Raw genomic sequence first — 21,025 nt, forward strand, 5'->3', positions numbered from 1 at the left:
CCTATCGCCTATCAGCTAATGCGCTACAGATTGTGCTACTTGAGGTGCTTTTGAATAAAAGAGGTAAGCAAAAGTTTAATCTTTTTTGGATCACAGCGTCGAAGCCTGTGCCACAACTAGAAGCCTGTGCCACAAAGCACCTAAAATACCGTGGCCATAGGCTAAAAACATTTATCCAGACTTTCAATTTTCATCATTAATCTATCAATATTATTAAATTATCCCTTTTGTCCATTGCCCACGCTACGGGAACGGCGGACGCTACTGACACCTGGTAATATTAGACTCAGATTGAAGTGAACAATCAACCCACCCCTTGAGCCTAAGCAGAAGGAGTGGGCTGCTTGTTCACTTTAATTACAAAATTAAAGCTAGCTGCTGACTATCCTAGACGTAGAAGGAGAAGTTAGTATCTTCGAACGTATCCATGAGGACAATATCCTCAAGGAAAATATTACCATTCAGTGGGTTTTCGTCGATCATCCACATGCCAGTCTGTCCATCTCCGGAAAGGAAGTAGAAATCATTAACACCATCTCCGTAAGTGTCATAGGCACCACGGAATTCCCAATCATCGTTTCCTGGAACTAAATCGAACTCCTCTGACTTCTGGAAAACAGTACCCTCAAGCTCCCAGTAGCCAAACGTTTTATCCTGCTTATGTTCCCAAATAGCATCTGCGTCACCATCGTTATCCATGTCTCCAGCCGCAACTAACTTCCAGTCACTGTCAGGTGCTTTCATCATGTTTTCACCATTGGTGTTGGTAATATTTTGAGAATTCTGAAGCCCGTTTTCATCTATCTCCCAAACACCAATGTCTCCTGTGGATGTGTTGTACCAGAAAATTTCTTCTGCACCATCACCGTTAACATCTCCGGTGCCACGGATTTCCCAATCTAATTTTGGGCCACCTGGTAGTGAGTCAATAATTATTTCCTTCTCGAACTCAGAGCCTTTCATCTTCCAAACCGAAACAGCACCGGTTACGTTATCACGCCACAGAGGACTCCTGTTACCATCGCCTAAATCTATAACACCATAGGCTTTCAATCCAGCGTTGTCTGGTACCAACTTCTCCGGACTATCTTTAATGAAGTGTTGATCTTTCATTAATTTGGTCGGCTTCTCGTTAGTGTCTTGCTCAGTTAGAGTCCAAAACTCAACTGTTTCATTTTCTGCACTTTCAGAATTATGCCAGAACAGATCCACACTGGGGGCTCGGGTAAATTCAATCTCATCAATTCGCCCTAGCTCGAAAGTTCTTACATCCTCCTGGTTCGGGGGAAATTGACCATTGCTACTTGCCAGTGCCGAAATTTCGATTTGATCCCCTGGAGCAAGGTCTATGTTCTTAAAAATGGGATTTGGATTATCCTCATCACTTAAAGTGTCAGCTGAATTGTCACCCTCCAGAGGGACATAAGTCTTTGCCTCAGCTGTTGGCCGTACTGTATTATTACCAATTAAGTTTAGATCATAAACATAGGTACCAACTTCCTGTCCGTTGACTTTAAATGTCAGTTCAGATTCCCCATCCGCTTCGTCAAAGTAGGCAATACTAATATCGTACTTACCAAGCGGTCCATACTCTTTTTTCCAATCAAAGGTAAGCACACCTTCTGGAGGATCCTCCGTTCCATTAATAACGTCGTCAATGTTGTTAATGCCACTAATGTCTATTTTGACACCTTGTTTTTTGACAACTTCACCGTTTATAAGAACATCAATACCTCCTGTTTTATTCTCAAAAATGTATCTTTTTTGATCTTTATTTGGATCGTTTAAAATTTCTTGTAAAATGTCCTCTGCTTGAAGAATATTACCCATAAGATAGTTTTGTCCCAAAAGTTATTTGTGTTTACAGTGGTTGGCTTTTTTTTCCGTGCTGATGCACCAAAAAATTTCTAATGACTCCATCCCAATTCAGTCCAAAATTAGTAAGTTACGGGATGTGTAACTTACTACACTGGCATTACTTAAAGTCCCTGCCATGAGATGGAATAAGAGTCTGTGAAATTTGTCTGTGAACTTTTGGGGAAAATTTAATCATGCTTATCGATGTATCTAGAGTAAAGTCCCTTTATAGATACGTACTTCTAGATATATCGATAAGGGTAAAACACCCCTTTTAATAGTTCAAAGATGCCCTGATCAAACTTATCCAGTTTCACTGGATAAATTTTTTGAAGCCTTTTATAGAGTTTTCCTCGCTAACGATACCCTGATAAAATTTCATCCCTAGATGACCTAGTCAAAAAACTAGTTTGGTTTTAGGCTTCCTATTTTTTTTTTTGCGTTTTGACTTCAAAAAAAATCCTACCATTAGTATAAATGACATAAAAATCCGTAAATGTCACTATCAAATTAGCGCTTTTCATCAGAACTTCATAAAAGTTCATGGAATTTTTACTGAGTTGGTACTGATAACAAACTCATTATTATATAACATCAATTCACCTAAGAATATAGGCTGAATGCTTACGTTAGGGTTTATACCAAATCCAGGTTAAATAATTCCCTATTTCATTAAGTCCCTATTTGATTAAGTCATTGAGGTATTGAGCCAAGTTTTTGCCCCATTCAATTTACTGTGGGGCAAAAAGCTCACGGGGTGACAACAAAGCTCAAACCTAGGCAGGGATTAGGTATTAGGTATTAGGGATTAGGTATTAAGTATTAGGGATTAGGTATTAAGTATTAGGGATTAGGGATTAGGTATTAAGTATTAGGTATTAAGTATTAGGTATTAAGTATTAGGTATTAGGTATTAAGTATTAGGTATTGGGGAAATTACAGCGACTCGTCTTGTTGTATTTCCCAGCAGTTGAAGCAATTTTCACCAGACAACGTCAATGATAGTTTTAATCAATCCATACCTCCTTGACAATGTTCCCTAACCCCTGTACTTTCAATTCGCTTGTCACCCCGTGAAGGCAAAAAGGCTTAACAGAAGTGTAAATGCCTTGGAGATCTGGTTTCTGAAAATTAGATGGGAATGCCGCTGACACTCGGAAAGATTAGACTCAGATTGAACTGAACAATCAACCCACCCCTTGAGCCTAAGCGGAAGGGGTGGGCTGCTTGTTCACTTTAATTACAAAATTAAAGCTAGCTGCTGATTATCCTAAACGTAGAAGGAGAAGTTAGTATCTTCGACCGTATCGATCCCGACAATCTCACCCAGTGAGTTATTCTCGATCATCCACATGCCATTCTGTCCTTGGGAATTACGGAAGAAGAAATCATTAACACCATCTCGGTTAGCGTCATAGGCACCACGGAATTCCCAACCACCGTCTGCTGGTCGGGCATCAATCAGCACTGCCTCCTGGTAAACAGTACCATCGAGCTTCCAGTAGCCAAACTGTTTGGTAGTCATATTTTCCCAGATAGCATCTGCGTCACCATCGCCATCCATGTCTCCAGCCGCAAGTAACTGCCAGTCATTGTCAGGTGATATAATCATCGCCTCATTACTGGTATCCGTAATAAACGTAGCATTCTCAAACCCGCTTTCATCTATCTCCCAAACAGCAATTTCTCCAGTAGATGTGTTGTACCAGAAGATTTCTTCTGCACCACCACCGTTAACATCTCCGGTGCCACGGATTTCCCAGTCGAGGTTTGAACCTGGGCCATCTGCTGGTGGGTCAATAATTATCTCGTCCTGGAACTCAGAGCCTTTCATCTTCCAAATGGCAACACCGCCGGTCACCGTATCACGCCACAGAAGATTCCTGTTACCATCACCTAAATCCAAAACACCACGGCCTTCCCATGGATTGTCGTCTGGTACTAATACGTCCTCACCACTTTGATCGGTAATGAACGCTGCGGTCTCGAGGCTAGTGCTTTCCTCATTTAGAGTCCACACACCAACTTGTCTGCTGACAGAATGATGCCAGAACAAATCCAAACTGGGGATAATCTCTTCAGCTGGGGTAATTTCAATGGCATCAATTCGCCCTAGCTCCAAATTATCATCCTTATTATTGCCACTTGCCAGTACCGAGATTTCTATTACATTATCTGGAGCAAGGTCTACGCCCTTAAAAATGGGATTTGGATTATCATCAACACTTAGAGTGCCACTGGAATTGGCACCCCTAAGAGGGACAAAATTCTCTTTGAAACCTTCAGCCCCAGGTAAATCTATATTGAAAGTATAGTCATAAACTTTTTCATTGACACTAAATGTCAGTGGAGAGTTCCCATCATTTTCATCAAAGTGGGCAATACGAATATCATACTTACCAGCCAGTCCATCCTCTGCTGTCCATTCAAATTTAAGCACACCGGCTATATTAGTATCTTTAATCCTGACGGCTTGACCGCCTGAAGCAACCGCAGGAATATCGTCGTCAGAGATTATTTCGTAGTTTACTCGCCTTACGCGATTGCTTTCAGCTTCAATCAGAACCATAAGATAGTTTTCTCCCAAAAGTTATCTGTGTTTACAGTGCTTGGCTTTTCTTTTCTGTCGTAATGCACCAAAAAATTTTTAATTACTCCATCCCAATTCAGTCCCAACTTAGTAAGTTACACATCCCGTAACTTACTAAGTTGGCATTAGGGCTATTTCATTCTAAAAAGTGCCAAAATATTATTAAGCCCAAATTGGCATTTTCTTTGTGCCTGAGCCATGTTGTCAAACCCTGCATCTCCATAAAGATTCAGAGCTAAATTACGAGCGATCGCCCTTCAAAGTACCAGAGGAGTTGTCCTGATACGAGATTTATCAACACCGGTGAGTGACATCAACAGACATAATGAACTTTGTTCGAATCGCCCCAATAGTCTCGAATCCGCTTGGGCTTTTGTTCAGCCGTTTCTTTCAAGTCAGAGATATAACGTTTCTCGTAGCTATGAGGTACACATTATTTTTCCCTCTTCATTCTCTTCCCCTCCTGGGAGGGGTTAGGGGTGGGTTCCTCTTCCCTGCTCCCTGCTCCGAAGTCCCTAAAACCCAAAGATTTGTACCTCATGGGTATAAGACTTGCTATAAGTCATTGAGGTGTCGATCCAAGTTTTTGCCCCATTCAATTTACTGTGGGGCAAAAAGGCTTAACAGAAGGGTAAATGCCTTCGAGATCTGGTTTCTGATAATTAGATGGGAATGTCGCTGACACTCGGAAAGATTAGACTCAGATTTAAGTGAACAAAAAGCCCACCCCTTGAACTTAAGCAGAAGGGGTGGGTTTTTCTTGACGTTAATTACAACAGTAAAGCTAGCTGTTGACTATCCTACACGTAGAAGGAGAAGTTAGTATCTTCGACCGGAGTGATAGAAACAAATTGATCCACTGAGTCATTCTGGATCATCCAGATGCCATTGTCTCCAGTCATGGAATTACGGAAGAAGAAATCATCAATATTATCGTTGTTAGCGTCATAGGCACCACGGAATTCCCAACCACCGTCTGCCGCTGGTGAATCGATCAGCACTGCGTTCTGGTAAACAGTACCTTCGAGGTTCCAGTAGGCAAACTGTTTGGTAGTCATATTTTCCCAGATAGCATCTGCATCACCATCGCCATCCATGTCTCCAGCCGCAAGTAACTGCCAGTCATTGTCAGATGGTATGACCAACCTGTCACCATTAGTATTCGTAATAAACGTAGCATTCCCAAGCCCCGTTTCATCTATCTCTGAAACAGCAATTTCTCCAGTAGATGTGTTGTACCAGAAGATTTCTTCTCCACCACCACTGTTAACATCTCCGGTGCCACGGATTTCCCAGTCGAGGTTTGAACCTGGGCCATCTGCTGGTGGGTCAATAATTATTTCCTCCTGGAACTCAGAGCCTTCCATTTTCCAAATGGCAACACCGCCGGTTTCGGTATTACGCAACAGAGGACTCCTGTTACCATCGCCTAAATCCACAACACCACGGGGGTTCAATGGACTGTCTGCTGGTAACAATACGTCCTCACCACTTTGATTGGTAATGAACGCTGTCGTCTCGACGCTAGTGCCTTCCTCATTTAGAGTCCACGCAGCAACGTCTCCAGTGACAGGATTATGCCAGAACAGATCCAAACTGGGGATAATCTCTTCAGCTGGAGTAATTTCAATGGCATCAAGTCGTCCTAGCTCGAAATTAGCATCATTATTAAGGCTATCTGCCAGTACCGAGATTTCTATTTCATCTCCTGGAGCAAGGTCTACGTCCTTAAAAATGGCATTGGGATTAGCCTCAGCAGTTAGTGTGCCACTGGAATTGGCACCGCTCAGAGGGACATAATTCTCAGGAAAAGCGGTAATCCCAGGTAAGTTTAGATTATAAACATATGTACCAACTTCCTGTCCGTTGACACTAAATGTTAGTGGAGAGTTACCATCCACTTCGTCAAAGTAGGCAATACTAATATCGTACTTACCAGCCGCTCCATCCTCTGCTGTCCATTCAAATCTAAGTATACCGGGTTCTCCAACCGGGTCATTAAAGTTTGATATCTGGACGGCTCGACCCCCTGAAGCAACGGTATCAATATTGTTTGCACTGGTTGTCTCGTAGTTTATTCGCGTTACGCGATCGCTTTCTGCTTCAATCAGAACCATAAGATGGTTTTTTCCCAAAAGTTATCTGTGTTTACAGTGGTTGGCTTTTCTTTTCAGTCCTGATGCACCAAAAAATTTTTAAGTATTCCATCCCAACTCAGTAAATCACGGAATGTGTAACTTACAAAAGCGATGCAGAGGTGCGACCCGTGGCGAATTTAATTACGGGTCAAACGCACCTAAGCAGTCTTGGAGAGGCAGCGCGGTATTCGGGAGGCAGCGCCTTCAGGCGGGGGTCTCCCCCATCAGCAACTGCATCAACACAGGTGCTTTCACGTAGTGTCTCCAAAGGAGAATCGCGGTGTTCCGCAGACAGACCCATGCGCTATGAGCAACTGCATTAAGACACTGGCATTACTCAACGTCCCTGATATGAGATGGGATAAGAGTCTGTGCACTTTATCTGTGAACTTTTGGGGCATATTTAATCATGCTTATTGATGTATCTAGGGTAAAGTACCTTTCTAGATACATGTTTCTAGATACATCAGTAAGGGTAAAACACCCCCTTTAATAGTTCAAAGATGCCCTGTTCAAATTTATCCAGTTTAACTAGATAAATGTTTTGAAGCCTTTTCTAGAGTTTGACTGGCTAACGATTCCCTGATAACATCTCACCCCTAACAGATGACCTAGTCAAAAAACTAGTTTGCTTCTAGGCTTCATATTTTTCTTGGCGTTTTGACTGAAAAAAAAACCTACCATTAGTATAAATTGCATAAAAATCCGTAAATGTCACTATTAATTCAGCGATTTTAATGAAATTTTCATAAAAGTTTATGAAAAATTTACTGAGTTGATCCTGATCAAAAATTGATTATTATATAACATCAATCAGCTAAGAATTATGAATGAAGAATTTTACCCTCCCTCAGAGCAGTTAGGGGTTATACTAAATCTGGGTTAAAGAATAATCTTTTTCATTCAGTCTCTCTTTCATTCAGTCATTGAGGTGTGCAAGCAAGTTTTTGCCCCAATCAATTTACTGTGTGGCAAAAAGGGTTAACACAAGAGTATTTAAGATTAGTTTAAAAATTAACTAATTTACAATAAATAATGTTGAAATGTAGCCAGCTATTTCTTTACTTGAAGAAATATCCAAAAACTATAGCAAAGGGAACAGCGGATCTGGGAACAGGGAACAGGGAGTAGGAAGTAGCGATGCAGCGCGGTCTTGGGGAGGCAGCGCCTTCATGCGGGGGTTCCCACGGGGCTGGAGAGCGATGCAGCGCCTTCATGCGGGGGTTTCCCCCATGAGCGACTGCATCAAGACAGGTGCGGACGCAGGTTCCGCACACAGACCCATGCGCCATGAGCGACTGCCGTTGGTTTCCCCCACTCGCGCTTTGCATCAAGACGGCAGTAGGGAATATCGCATCAAAATTCTCTCAATTCCTACACGGATTGCTATATCTGTTGAGATCAGCTAAATGAAACAATGATCAAAATTTTTCTAGGAATAAAAATTTGTTGCTATTTAAATCTAGGCGAACCACTATTACCGATACAGTTATTCATTGGTTACGGATAATAGGTAATAGGTAACTGCTCGGGGTTGTATAGCGCTACGCGCAAGGCAAGAGGCAAGAGGCAAAAGTTTACTACACAACGTTTTCAGCTTGTATCAATGTCAAACACTTTAATGCGTAGTGCTATACCAAGTAAGCATATGCGCTACTTGAGGTGCCGAAGGCCTTTGGCCACGCGTGCGCGTTCAGCCGTGAGCTAAAAGCTCACGCGTGCGCGTCCAGCCGTCAGCCTTGGCAGTTGGCCACGCTACGCGAATGGCTGGCTGCCAAGGCTGACGGCTGAATGCTTACCTAATTACCTATTACCCGTGTTGCTTTGTTTAACTGGGTTTGAGGATTTCCCTTCAAACTTTAAAGGCAAACGTTACCATCAAAACCTTAGGTAATTACAGTGGGAACCTCCCGCTCTGTAAACTTCCGAATTTGGGCAATTTCATGGGCAAGGGAAATCAATGGTTCCAATGCTTGTTGAGTATCCACGTCATGCTTAGTGGAATCTGGCTCATAGCTCTCTAAATAGAGGCGTAGGGTTGCCCCTTTTGTACCAGTACCAGATAAGCGAAATACAATCCTAGAGCCATCAGTAAAGCCAATCCGAATCCCCTGCTTCTGGCTGACGCTCCCATCTACTGGGTCTGTGTAACTAAAGTCATCACCATACTCTACCTGGTAAGAGCCGAATTGCTGTCCTTTCAGGTCTGGGACACTTGAACGCAGACGCTCCATCAGTTCCTGAGCTCGTGCCCCATCTACCTCTTCATAGTCATGGCGGGAATAGAAATTACGACCATAGGTTTGCCAGTGGCTACGGACAATCTGCTCCACTGATTCACCCCGCACAGCCAGGATATTGAGCCAGAATAGCACTGCCCAAAGCCCATCTTTTTCCCGTACATGGTTAGAACCAGTGCCGAAACTTTCTTCACCGCACAAAGTGGCTTTACCTGCATCTAATAAGTTGCCAAAAAACTTCCAACCTGTTGGGGTCTCATAGCAATCAATACCCAACTGAGCGGCCACTCGGTCTACAGCAGCACTAGTGGGCATGGAACGGGCTACCCCTGCTAAACCTTGACTATAACCAGGTACGAGATGGGCATTGGCGGTTAACACGGCTATGCTATCACTGGGGGTAACGAAGAACGAGCTTCCTAGGATCATATTGCGATCGCCATCCCCATCGGAAGCAGCCCCAAAGTCCGGTGCATTCTCACCATAGAGAATATCCACCAAGTCCTTAGCATAGACTAAATTAGGGTCAGGATGACCACCGCCAAAATCTTCTAACGGTATACCATTAAGTACTGTACCTTCTGGTGCCCCTAAGCGTTTTTCAAAAATAGCATGGGCATAGGGACCAGTTACCGCATGTAATGAGTCCATAGACATCCGGAATTTCCCAGAGGTTAGTAGCTGGTTAATGCGCTCAAAGTCAAACAGGGACTCCATTAATTGAGTATAAGGCTCAACTGGGTCAATCACCTCAACGCTCAAGGTTCCCAGAGTAAATGCACCTGGTCGGTCTAGATTGACATCCGCAGCCTCCAGGATTTTGTAACTATCGATGACTTTACTCCGATCATAGATAGCTTCCGTCACCTTTTCTGGTGCTGGTCCACCATTACTGGTGTTATACTTGACACCGAAGTCACCCTTTGGACCCCCAGGATTGTGGCTAGCCGAGAGGATAATGCCACCTAATGCCTTATGCTTGCGAATAAGACAAGATGCTGCTGGGGTAGACAGAATACCACCACAACCGACTAACAACCGACCTAACCCATTGGCGGCTGCCATTTTGAGAATGGTCTGAATTGCTTGCCGATTGTAGTAGCGACCATCACCCCCTACAACTAGGGTTTGGCCTTCACACCCTTCTAGGGAGTCAAAGATAGACTGGATAAAGTTTTCCAGGTAATGGGGCTCCTGAAAAACGGTGACCGACTTACGGAGTCCGGAAGTACCGGGCTTTTGGTCTGTAAAGGGCTTAGTAGAGACAGTGCGTATGTTCATTACAAGCTAGCTACAGGTTGTACTGCTAATTCTTTATTGTTAACTGTTACCTGTTCATTGTTAATGAAAAATTCAAAAGTCTTTGACAAATGACTGATGACTTTTAGCGATCGCACTATCAATCCTTACCTATTCACATTTTTGTTTATTTGTCAATGCTTCACCTTAATCTATCTAAGCTAGAAGCGATTAGCTTTGCACAAGGTTAGCTAATCGCTGATTAATAACTAAATTGTAATCTGACCTTTCAACTTATAATCCAAGACCAAGTGACTAGATTATGGCTGATGAGCCTTGGGCTGAATCCTTATACTAAATTTCTCGGTCAAAGCCATATTTTTCTCGGATATGGGTATTAAAATACTGACCGATAGAAGCATTATCTTTCAAACCCTTGTAGATCTCCTCTGGTACATCTCGATACTTATAGATACTACCATTATTGAATTCAACCCGAAGAATTTTTTTGTCTACGTCGTAGTCGCAGGATTTAATCACAGCGCTGGTACTTTTCAGCAATGGGAAAGCAATCACATCCCGAATACTAGGTGAATTAGTGAGTAGCATAATTAAACGATCAATACCAATACCTAAACCACCAGTGGGAGGCATCCCATACTCCAGAGCAGCAAGAAAGTCTTCATCAACATCTTGAGCTTCCAAATCTCCTGCTGCTTTCCTTGCTGCTTGTGCTTCTAGTCGTTGCCGTTGATCTATAGGATCAGTTAACTCAGAATAACTGTTTGCTGTTTCTCTTCCCACTATAAACAATTCAAACCGTTCTACTAAACCAGATTTTGAGCGATGGGGTTTAGTAAGGGGAGAGATTTCCACAGGATAATCCAGAACAAAAGTCGGTTGGATTAACGTTTCTTCTACCTTCTGCTCAAAGGCTTCATTGAGCAATTTACCAATAGAATAGCAATCATTGGGAACCTCCACACCAGCATCTTTGGCTGCTGCTTTTGCCTGCTCAATATTGGTAAATTGCTCAAAATCTAAACCGGTTTGCTCTTTGACTAACTCGTGCATCGTTACTTTACGCCAAGGGGGAGTTAGATCAATTACTTCACCTTGGTAGTTAATGGTTAGTGTACCTAACACTTCCTTAGCAGCATTACTGATCAGATTTTCCGTCAACACCATCATCTGATTATAATCGGCGTAAGCCTGATAGATTTCAATCATGGTGAATTCCGGATTGTGACGAGTCGAAATTCCTTCATTGCGGAATACACGCCCCAACTCATACACCTTTTCAAAACCACCAACAATTAGTCGCTTCAGATGCAACTCCGTAGCAATACGCAGATACAAGTCCATTTGTAAGGTGTTGTGGTAGGTGATAAAAGGACGGGCATCTGCACCACCAGCCTCACTCTGAAGTACCGGAGTTTCAATTTCAATAAAATCCTGTTGGTTTAAATAGTGCCGAATAGAAGCAGTTATTTTGGCACGACGACGAAAGGTTTCCCGCACATCAGGATTAACAATTAGGTCAACATAACGTTGACGATAGCGCTTTTCTGTATCCGTCAAACCATGCCATTTATCTGGTAAAGGTAACAGAGATTTAGTCAGGATATCATACTCCTTGACATAGATCGAAAGTTCTCCTTTCTCCGTGCGCTTGATGGTTCCTTTTGCCCCAATAATATCGCCAGTATCAGTGAGTTTTTTGAGAATATTGAAAGCATTGGGAAGGTCCGCCATTTTAGCAGTGATTCTTTTTTTATCCAGGTAAAGCTGAATTGTACCAGTCTCATCCTGAATGTTGAAGAAAGCTAATTTACCAAAAACACGACGAGCTATAATCCGACCAGCAACAGCCACTTCCACATCTACTTCTTCGCCATTGCCTAGGTCAGCATAGTTTTGCTGCAATTCGGCAGCCTGAGCTGTAGATTCCCAATTATAGGCATAGGGAATTAATCCTTCTGCTTTGAGTTGTTCAACTTTTTCAAGCCGTGTGGCGCGAATTTCTTCTAAAGTTGAAGTGCTTTGTGGTTCTGGACGGGATTGGTCTGACATAATTGATAGCAAGAATCTAGTGTACAAATATTGGATAAACTTTGAGTTATAGCTGCCGGATGACCCCTTATTAGATAGCAATTATAATTTAAACGTTAACATCCTCGTTAAAATAGGTAATGGGTAATATCAGGGAAGTATAACTAGTTATCAAGAATCAGTTACCACTGCTCTATACCTCTAATTATAGCTGATTTTGTTGAAAGCTTATCAACTATAAATAACTTTATAGATATTTTTAATTATTGCTAAATATTGGTAACATATAAGCGAAAGTTGCTACTAAATATTAGGACACGATTTTGCCTAGTAAATAATTTTGATTATTGGTTGTAATTTTGTTTTAATGGAATGGCATTGTGCTAATATTTTTAATATGAATATCCCGATTAATTTAGCTTTATGTCCTAATCATTAGAACCATTGCTATCACAATCAGCAATTACCCATTCCCGATTACCCATTCCCGATTACCATCGTAAATAACTGATTTCAATAACAGGCTTAGGAAATGAGCAAAAAACCAAAAATTATTGTCCTCGATGATGATCCGACTGGCTCCCAAACCGTTCACAGCTGCTTGTTGCTGATGCACTGGGATGTGGATACATTGCGGCTGGGACTAAGGGATAACTCCCCAATCTTTTTTATTCTTACTAATACCAGAGCTCTTAACCCAGAGCAAGCAGCAACTGTGACTCGGGAAGTTTGCCATAACCTCAAAATGGCCATAGACGCTGAAGGAATAAAAGATTTTATGGTAGTCAGTCGCTCTGACTCCACCTTGCGGGGGCATTATCCTGTCGAAACTGATGTAATTGCTCAGGAAGTAGGACCATTTGATGCCCATTTCTTAGTCCCGGCATTCTTTGAGGGCGGACGAGTCACTGTCGATAGTGTCCATTACCTAATCATTGATGGTATTAGAACCCCAGTGCATGAAACGGAGTTTGCCCGTGACTCGGTATTTGGATATCGCCATAGTTATTTACCCGATTATGTCCAAGAAAAGACCAAAGGTCAGATCAAGGCTGATGCGGTCGAGCGGTTTTTACTAGCAGATATTCGTAACGGTAGCTTGGAGCGCCTTGTAAAACTTTCCAATAACCAGTGTGGCGTTGTGGATGGGGAAACCCAAGGGGATTTAGATCAATTTGCGGCAGATGTCCTGAAGGCGGCTGGCCAAGGTAAACGCTTTTTGTTTCGCTCTGCTGCTAGTATTTTAACCTCCCTTGCTAGTCTTGGCCCCCAACCCGTGGCCGCTATGGATATGGCTCAGTATGTCCGAGAGGGGAAACCAGGAGCTGTGATTGTGGGTTCCCATGTTAAAAAGACTACCCAACAGCTGGAGCAGCTATTGGGAGCATCTGGGATTGGCGGTATTGAGGTCAATGTAGCCAATTTACTAGATGAATCCGAACAGCAACGGGCAAAACTTTTGGCAAGTATTCTCGATCGGGTTCAGGAAATTCACAGTGCTGGTAAGACACCGGTGGTTTATACCTCTCGTCAGGAATTGGTTTTTGAGGATGTCCAGAAACGGCTGGCCTTTGGAACAGTAGTTTCAGGCTTATTGATGGATATCGTGAGGGGATTACCTAAAGATATTGGGTTTTTAATCAGTAAAGGGGGTATTACCTCTAATGATGTCTTAAGTACTGGCTTGGCTTTGAGGTCAGCACGACTATTGGGTCAGATCCTTCCTGGATGCTCAATGGTGCTAACCTCTGCTGACCATCCCCAGTTTCCTAATTTACCTGTGGTGCTATTTCCTGGCAATGTGGGAGATGTGAATGGCTTGGTGACGGTTTACCGTCGATTGAGTGCAAACTAAGAATGTTTGACAGGATATCGGTTGTGGGTGTGGGGTAACAGAGCAATAGCATTCTTAAGTATATTCCCCTTTTCCCCCATACCACCATTAGCTACAATTCTCAACACTTATCCACTAGAACTTGCTGAAGAAGGTATGATCACGAAAGAATCTTTCTTCGGTGCGTTAACCAATCTAGCTCCTTGTTGCATGACTTCTGATTCTGCCCAACCATCACAAGTTTCAACGGTTTCCGACGACCGTAACTCGGTAGTTAACTGCCAAGGGCAAGTTCGCTTAAAAAGTGAAGGGAAACGACTGTTGTTGATTTTGCCACCAGCCACTAAAAACCCTAGTATTGCCAATTGGTTAGACCTATGGGAACAATTTAAGCATCGCCTCAATGCTGGAGAGCGCTTTTGGCAGCCTGAATCCAGTGTCCATCTGATGGCTGGGGATCAATTGCTGGATGGGATGAAGCTACAAGCGATCGCTGATGCCCTTGGGGCAGTCCAGTTAAGGCTAAAGCGAGTTTACACCACGCGCAGACAAACTGCTGTGGCTGCTGCAGCTGCTGGCTACTCAGTAGAACAAGAAACTCCTAAGTACTCTTTGAATCAGAAGATTGATCAACCTGCCGAATTACTCGCAGAACCTCTGTACTTACAAATGACCGTGCGTTCTGGTATAGAGATTCGTCACCCTGGCACTATTGTTATAATAGGAGACTTGAACCCTGGTGGTGCATTGATCGCAGCTGGGGATATATTTGTTTGGGGGCATCTACGAGGCATTGCCCACGCCGGTGCAAATGGTAATCGAAAATGTCGGATTATGGCATTAAAAATGGAACCCACCCAGTTGCGGATTGCTGATGCTGTAGCTAGGGCACCGGAGACACCGCCGCTTCAGTACTATCCTGAAGTAGCTTACGTGACTTCCCTTGGGATTCGTATTGCTAGAGCTGCTGATGTTGCTAAAACCCACTTGTCGTTGAATTCATGAGTCGAATTATTGTTATCACCTCTGGCAAAGGAGGGGTGGGGAAAACTACCATTACCGCCAATCTAGGTTTAGCCCTAGCTCGTTTGGGTCGTCGAGTTGCTTTAGTGGATGCAGATTTTGGTTTGAGAAACTTAGACCTGCTGTTGGGACTAGAAAATCGGGTAGTATACACCGCTATTGAAGTCTTAACAGGTCAGTGCCGCTTAGACCAGGCTTTGGTCAAAGACAAACGGCAGGAAGGACTAGTCTTGTTACCCGCAGCCCAAAGCCGTAACAAAGAAGCCGTTAACCCCAACCAAATGAAAAAGTTGTTGGGGGTGTTAGCCAAGAATTACGAGTACATCTTGGTGGACTCTCCAGCAGGAATCGAAAGCGGGTTTAAAAATGCAGTTACGGCAGCTACTGAAGCCCTAATTGTTGCTACACCAGAGATTACCTCTGTGCGGGATGCTGACCGAGTTATTGGCTTACTGGAAGCGGAAGGAATCAAGCAGACCCGCTTAATTGTCAACCGCCTAAAAGCCACAATGGTAAAAGCGGATCAGATGATGTCAGTTCAAGATGTCCAAGAAATTCTTGCTATTCCGCTAATTGGTGTGATCCCCGATGACGAACGGGTGATTGTCTCCAGTAATCAGGGGGAACCCTTGATCTTATCAGAAAAGAAAACCCTGCCTGGAATTGCCATTGAAAACATTGCTGCACGCTTAGAAGGTGCAAATATTTCCTTCCTCGACCTGATGGCAGAACACGACAACCTAATCAGCCGCTTACGCCGCCTGTTCAGATAAGGTTTTACATTGTGAATTGCCAAAGAGCCTCTTCCTTCTCTCCCTGTGTGACTTATTCACTACTCCAAAAATCCCCATGATTAGCGAAATTCTAGAACAACTTTTTTCCTGGAGGAGTGCTCAAAGTAGCCGTGAAGAGGCTAAGCGCCGCCTCCAACTGGTAATTGCCCACGACCGCTCTGACCTGAGTCCTACAATGGTGGAGTCGATGCGGCAAGACATCCTGGAGGTGGTCTCTCGCTACGTTGAGATTGATCCCGATGGGTCAGAGTTTTCCTTAGAAAGCAACCAACGGGCAACAGCACTAATTGCGAATCTACCCATCCGACGAGTTAAGGAAAAGCTACGAAAGGAAGAATCCCAACCCTTGACTCAAGACGAAGAAGAAGAGTAAGTGTCTAGTAGCTGAAAGGTTTAGAAGCTACGTGAAAAATAGATCAGTTGACTAGGCGAACGGGTGTGTGGTGTCTGTTTTAAATTGACCCGATTACTTGACTTGATTATCGGATCACCTCTGAAGGTGATTATTAACGAAGGGATACTAGCCTGATCACCCCGCCACGATCGGACCATTAGTCGTGTTTATATTTAATTTGGGATCAACTTCTGATTCTGATACGGTTGAACCCCAACAGTGGTAATCTGGAGAGTGGCATTACTAAATGTTAAGACTGTTTTCCAAAATCTGTAACAATAGCTTGACTAAATAAGCGCAATATGGTAGGCACCGCAGAACAAACAAACACGGGCGCTATTGCCCAAATTATCGGTCCGGTTGTTGACGTAGAGTTTCCCAGCGGCAAAATGCCGCAGATTTACAATGCCTTGAGAATTGAAGGCAAAAATGAAGCTGGACAAGATGTTGCTGTGACCTGCGAAGTGCAGCAGCTTCTCGGGGATAACCAAGTGCGCTCTGTTGCCATGAGTGGTACAGACGGTCTGGTGCGGGGTATGGAAGTTATTGATACTGGTGCCCCCATTAGTGTACCTGTCGGCAAGGCTACCTTAGGACGGATTTTCAATGTCTTGGGTGAACCAGTAGATAACAGAGGACCGGCAGAATCTGAGGATCGCTTCCCCATTCACCGGCCTGCTCCCAAGTTAACTGAGCTGGAAACCAAGCCCTCAGTATTCGAGACCGGTATTAAAGTAATCGACCTGCTGACTCCCTATCGACGTGGTGGTAAGATTGGTCTTTTTGGCGGCGCTGGAGTCGGCAAAACCGTGATCATGATGGAGTTGATCAACAACATCGCCACGAAACACGGTGGAGTATCAGTATTTGGCGGTGTGGGAGAGCGTACCCGTGAAGGGAACGACCTCTACAACGAAATGATGGAATCCAACGTGATCAACGCGGATAATTTAAGCGAGTCGAAAATTGCCCTAGTTTATGGTCAGATGAATGAACCCCCCGGTGCTAGGATGCGGGTCGGTCTGTCAGCTTTGACCATGGCTGAGTACTTCCGGGATGTGAACAAGCAGGACGTGTTGCTGTTTATCGATAACATCTTCAGGTTTGTACAAGCGGGTTCGGAAGTGTCTGCTCTTTTGGGAAGAATGCCTTCTGCTGTAGGATATCAACCTACTCTGGCAACAGACGTAGGTGCTCTGCAAGAACGGATTACCTCCACTAACGAGGGTTCAATTACTTCCATTCAGGCAGTATATGTACCAGCTGACGACTTGACCGACCCAGCGCCAGCAACTACATTTGCTCACTTAGATGGTACAACAGTGTTGTCCCGTGGCCTAGCATCTAAGGGAATTTACCCGGCTGTGGACCCCCTCGATTCTAATTCAACCATGCTGCAACCAAGCATTGTGGGAGAAGACCACTACGGAACAGCTCGTTCTGTGCAGGCAACTCTACAGCGTTACAAGGAACTCCAAGACATTATCGCGATTTTGGGCTTGGATGAATTGTCCGAGGATGACAGACTAACGGTGGCTCGCGCCCGCAAGATTGAGCGCTTCTTGTCTCAGCCGTTTTTTGTAGCGGAGGTCTTCACTGGTTCTCCTGGTCAGTATGTTACCTTGGACGATACTATCAAAGGCTTCCAAATGATTCTGAAGGGCGAATTGGATGACCTTCCTGAGCAAGCCTTCTACATGGTGGGCAGTATTGACCAAGCGATGGCTAAAGCTGAAAAACTAAAGAGTTAAGTCAAGTTTGATGCAAAGCCAGGTTATCAAGGTTGAAGGTTAACCTGTTAACCTGTAACCTTCAACCTGTAACCTGTAACTTTCAAGCTGCTAAACTTCCAAGGTCCAACAAACACAATTCATTCTGCTGATGGCTTTAACTGTTCGTATTATTGCTCCCGACAAAACCGTCTGGGATGACCAAGCACAGGAAATAATTTTACCCAGCACTACCGGTCAGCTTGGTATATTGAGTGATCATGCTCCTCTGTTATCAGCGCTGGATACTGGTGTGATGCGAATTCGCTCGGACAAAGAGTGGATACCAATTGCTCTTATGGGTGGATTTGTGGAAGTTGAAGATAATGAAGTGACGATTCTTGTCAATGGTGCTGAGTCCGGAGATGAAATTGACAAGGATGCTGCAGGTGCTGAGTTCAACGAAGCACAAGCTCGTCTAGAAGAACTTCAAAGCGAGGAAAATACCCAAGAAAAAATCCAAGCAACTCAAGCCTATAAGAAAGCCCGTGCTCGCTTTCAAGCTGCTGGTGGCATGGTTTAGTAACACAAGGGTATATTCCAACCCCATAAACGAAGTAAACAAGGGATGTAAACCCTATAAGCTCCGAGCTCTCCAAACCCCCCCGGAACAGGGGGGGTAGGGGAGCTTCTGGAGTTGGTCACGGTCAGTCTTTCAGTTGGATTAAGGGGGTTGAATTAAGGATGTTATTCAACTAAGGAATCATCTCAACTAAGGTCGGATGAGTGGTCAGTTAGCAACTCCCAATTCCCCTCAATCATTAGATTAATCAGCAAGGCTGGATTAAGCACTACCAGTAAAAACGACTTCCGGGAACTTAGCCTGAGCCTCAGACATAGGTCTACGCCTACCTTCCTCTTGCCAGTAGTTAATTACTTCAGTGGCTTTGTTGAGGATTTCAATGCGATCCGATTCAGTAATCCAGTGTTTGGCTTCCATCTCATCCTTGAGCTGTTCCCAGGCATCGTTCCGGGGCCAGAAAAAGTAACAAGTTAATGGGCTGGTGCCTTTGCCGACAATTTGATCAACTGCCAAGGCTACATTCTCATCTAGCCAGAGAACTTTTAATAGAAATTTTGACAATCAGGCCTCCCTCAGATATCCCAGGTTATTTTTAACTATAATCTATTGTACAATTGATAATTTTAGCGCAAGAAGACTGTTCTTGATCAAGATTCAGGGATAGGTTTGTGATCAAATTGTTGGTACTATTGGTGCTGATCAGCAATATTGGCTCAACTAGCCCAAGCGTGCATGATGCCTAGTTCAGAAACATTTATTCCTAACTTTAATGCCATAGTGGTGTTCGACATTGACGGCGTGGTGCGTGACGTTAGTGGTTCTTACCGTAGAGCGATCGCAGATACAGTAGACCATTACACTGGTGGTGCCTATCGACCGACTATGGTAGAGATTGACCAACTTAAATCAGAAGGGCTATGGAATAACGACTGGGAGGCATCGCGAGAATTAGTTTATCGATACTTTGAGGCTCAAGGAAAAATGCGTTCGCATTTACCTCTCGACTATGAAGCCCTTGTTGATTTTTTCAATTCTCGCTATCGAGGAACAGATCCCAACCATTGGACTGGTTACATTTGTGACGAACCGTTATTGTTACAACCCAGTTATTTACAGAGTTTGACAACAGCAGGGATTCCTTGGGGTTTTTTCAGTGGCGCAACACGACAGGAAGCGAACTATGCCCTAGAAGGACGACTTGGTCTCGAACGGCCTGTTTTAATTGCGATGGAGGATGCTCCTGGTAAGCCTGACCCTACAGGACTGTTTGCTGTAGTTCTACAACTAGAACAGAACCACCAAGTTAAGGTGAAATTGCCAGTTATCTACGTTGGTGACACAGTTGCTGACATGTACACTGTTGAAAAAGCTAGAGACTCTCATCCAGAACGAGTTTGGGTTGGGGTAGGGATTTTACCCCCTCATGTGCAGGAGATACCAGAACACCGGGAGGCTTATGGAGAGAGGCTAAAAGCTGCTGGTGCAACAGCGGTTTTTAATAATGTTGAGCAGCTGACTCCTGAACAGATTCAGGAAATACTACATTAGGGTTAATGCTTTAAGATTCAAAGCCCTTGAGCTTCAAGCTCAATAGTCAACCTTTAAACAATACAGAGCGTCACCAAAAAAAGAAAGACAAGGTCAAGAGCTTCCTTGTCTTGACCTTGGCATTTGTGTATAAGTTTTCTGTGTGTGTGTAGTGAGACTTGACCCTTTACCCTTTGATCAGCTCATCCTTTAGAGCCAGTAAATGTTACCCCAGAGATAAAGTAACGATTGAAGAAGGCGTAAATCCCCAAAGCCGGTATAGTAAAGACCATTGAGGCTGCCATAATGTAGTTCCAATAACTAATGTATTGCCCCTTAAAGGTATTTAAACCTAAGGGAAGGGTAAACATTCCTGGGTCAGAAGTAATCATTAGGGGCATTAAGAAATTATTCCAAGACCCCATAAAAATAAAGATAGCTTGTGCTGCCAAAGCTGGCTTGGCTAAAGGTAGGACAACCTGCCAAAACGTTTCCCAGCGACTTAATCCATCCAAGGCAGCAGCCTCTTCAAGTTCCTTAGGAAAATTGATAAAGAACTGCCGCATCATGAAAATAAAGGTGGCATTCACTGCACTCGGTATAATCAATCCTTGGTAGGTATTGAGCCATCCCAAAGACTTTAAGATTAAATAACCAGGAATTAGGGTGACTTGTCCAGGAATCATCAAAACTGCTAAGATTATTCCCAACAATAATGAATTACCTGGAAACTTAACTCTGGCCAAGGCATAACCTGCCATTGAGTTAAATATAATATTCAATCCTGTTACAAAAACGCCAACCAAGACACTGTTTAAAAACCAGCGCCCAAACAAAGGGGATTCAATAAAAATATTCCGGTAGTTATCGAAGGTAAAATCATGGGGTATAAAATTCAACCCGCCAGCGATAATTTCCTCAAGGGGTTTAAAGGAGGCTGATAAAGCCCAAGCAAAAGGCAAAAACGTAATAATGGCATAGAGGATAAGAATGCTATAAAATATCCCTCTGATCCAACGAAAATTATTCACTCTTCTTTGATCTC

Annotated in this window: 15 protein-coding genes; 8 read left to right on the plus strand and 7 right to left on the minus strand. The window is 43.7% G+C overall.

The window, feature by feature from the left end:
- Positions 1-387 precede the first annotated feature (387 nt).
- From F6K52_RS05980 to F6K52_RS05990, 3 genes are all read right to left on the minus strand, one after another.
- Positions 388-1,830: a VCBS repeat-containing protein gene (locus tag F6K52_RS05980; protein WP_293075339.1), complete on the minus strand. Its 1,443-nt coding sequence runs from the start codon at positions 1,828-1,830 to the stop codon at positions 388-390.
- 1,297 nt (positions 1,831-3,127) lie between these two features.
- Positions 3,128-4,426, minus strand: coding sequence for a hypothetical protein (locus F6K52_RS05985; protein ID WP_293075341.1), 1,299 nt, complete (start codon positions 4,424-4,426; stop codon positions 3,128-3,130).
- 821 nt (positions 4,427-5,247) lie between these two features.
- Positions 5,248-6,564 carry a hypothetical protein gene (locus F6K52_RS05990; protein ID WP_293075343.1) on the minus strand — a complete coding sequence of 439 codons (1,317 nt, stop codon included), beginning with the start codon at positions 6,562-6,564 and terminating at the stop codon, positions 5,248-5,250.
- A gap of 1,223 nt (positions 6,565-7,787) precedes the next feature.
- On the opposite strand from F6K52_RS05990, the gene F6K52_RS05995 reads away from it, so the two are divergent.
- Positions 7,788-7,994 carry a hypothetical protein gene (locus F6K52_RS05995; protein WP_293075345.1) on the plus strand — a complete coding sequence of 69 codons (207 nt, stop codon included), beginning with the start codon at positions 7,788-7,790 and terminating at the stop codon, positions 7,992-7,994.
- Between the two features lie 477 nt (positions 7,995-8,471).
- Here F6K52_RS05995 and F6K52_RS06000 read toward each other — a convergent pair whose 3' ends face one another.
- On the minus strand, positions 8,472-10,106 hold the full coding sequence (locus F6K52_RS06000) for an alpha-D-glucose phosphate-specific phosphoglucomutase (RefSeq protein WP_293075347.1): 1,635 nt from the start codon (positions 10,104-10,106) through the stop codon (positions 8,472-8,474).
- 312 nt (positions 10,107-10,418) lie between these two features.
- On the minus strand, positions 10,419-12,137 hold the full coding sequence (lysS, locus tag F6K52_RS06005; RefSeq protein ID WP_293075350.1) for a lysine--tRNA ligase: 1,719 nt from the start codon (positions 12,135-12,137) through the stop codon (positions 10,419-10,421).
- 511 nt (positions 12,138-12,648) lie between these two features.
- On the opposite strand from lysS, the gene F6K52_RS06010 reads away from it, so the two are divergent.
- From F6K52_RS06010 to atpC, 6 genes are all read left to right on the plus strand, one after another.
- Positions 12,649-13,971, plus strand: coding sequence for a four-carbon acid sugar kinase family protein (locus F6K52_RS06010; RefSeq protein WP_293075352.1), 1,323 nt, complete (start codon positions 12,649-12,651; stop codon positions 13,969-13,971).
- Between the two features lie 6 nt (positions 13,972-13,977).
- Entirely contained in the window at positions 13,978-14,955 is a 978-nt protein-coding gene (gene minC, locus F6K52_RS06015) for a septum site-determining protein MinC (RefSeq protein ID WP_364416255.1), read from the plus strand.
- Positions 14,952-15,746 carry a septum site-determining protein MinD gene (minD, locus tag F6K52_RS06020; protein ID WP_293075354.1) on the plus strand — a complete coding sequence of 265 codons (795 nt, stop codon included), beginning with the start codon at positions 14,952-14,954 and terminating at the stop codon, positions 15,744-15,746. Before minC ends, minD begins: the two co-directional genes overlap by 4 nt.
- A gap of 76 nt (positions 15,747-15,822) precedes the next feature.
- Entirely contained in the window at positions 15,823-16,140 is a 318-nt protein-coding gene (minE, locus tag F6K52_RS06025; protein ID WP_293075356.1) for a cell division topological specificity factor MinE, read from the plus strand.
- A gap of 323 nt (positions 16,141-16,463) precedes the next feature.
- Positions 16,464-17,912, plus strand: a complete 1,449-nt coding sequence (gene atpD, locus F6K52_RS06030; protein ID WP_293075358.1) for a F0F1 ATP synthase subunit beta — start codon at positions 16,464-16,466, stop codon at positions 17,910-17,912.
- Positions 17,913-18,042: 130 nt separating this feature from the next.
- The gene (atpC, locus tag F6K52_RS06035; RefSeq protein WP_293075360.1) at positions 18,043-18,453 is read left to right on the plus strand and encodes an ATP synthase F1 subunit epsilon; all 411 of its coding nucleotides are present in this window, start codon (positions 18,043-18,045) and stop codon (positions 18,451-18,453) included.
- A 261-nt stretch (positions 18,454-18,714) separates the two neighbouring features.
- Here the strand turns inward: atpC and F6K52_RS06040 are convergent, their stop codons facing one another.
- Complete coding sequence (locus F6K52_RS06040) at positions 18,715-19,014, minus strand: 30S ribosomal protein PSRP-3 (protein WP_293075362.1); 300 nt, start codon at positions 19,012-19,014, stop codon at positions 18,715-18,717.
- Positions 19,015-19,188: 174 nt separating this feature from the next.
- On the opposite strand from F6K52_RS06040, the gene F6K52_RS06045 reads away from it, so the two are divergent.
- Positions 19,189-20,001 carry a TIGR01548 family HAD-type hydrolase gene (locus tag F6K52_RS06045; RefSeq protein ID WP_293075376.1) on the plus strand — a complete coding sequence of 271 codons (813 nt, stop codon included), beginning with the start codon at positions 19,189-19,191 and terminating at the stop codon, positions 19,999-20,001.
- Positions 20,002-20,183: 182 nt separating this feature from the next.
- Here the strand turns inward: F6K52_RS06045 and F6K52_RS06050 are convergent, their stop codons facing one another.
- Positions 20,184-21,011: a carbohydrate ABC transporter permease gene (locus F6K52_RS06050; protein ID WP_075897831.1), complete on the minus strand. Its 828-nt coding sequence runs from the start codon at positions 21,009-21,011 to the stop codon at positions 20,184-20,186.
- Positions 21,012-21,025: the final 14 nt, after the last annotated feature.

It is taken from the genome of Moorena sp. SIO3H5, from assembly GCF_010692395.1.
GTDB lineage: Bacteria > Cyanobacteriota > Cyanobacteriia > Cyanobacteriales > Coleofasciculaceae > Moorena.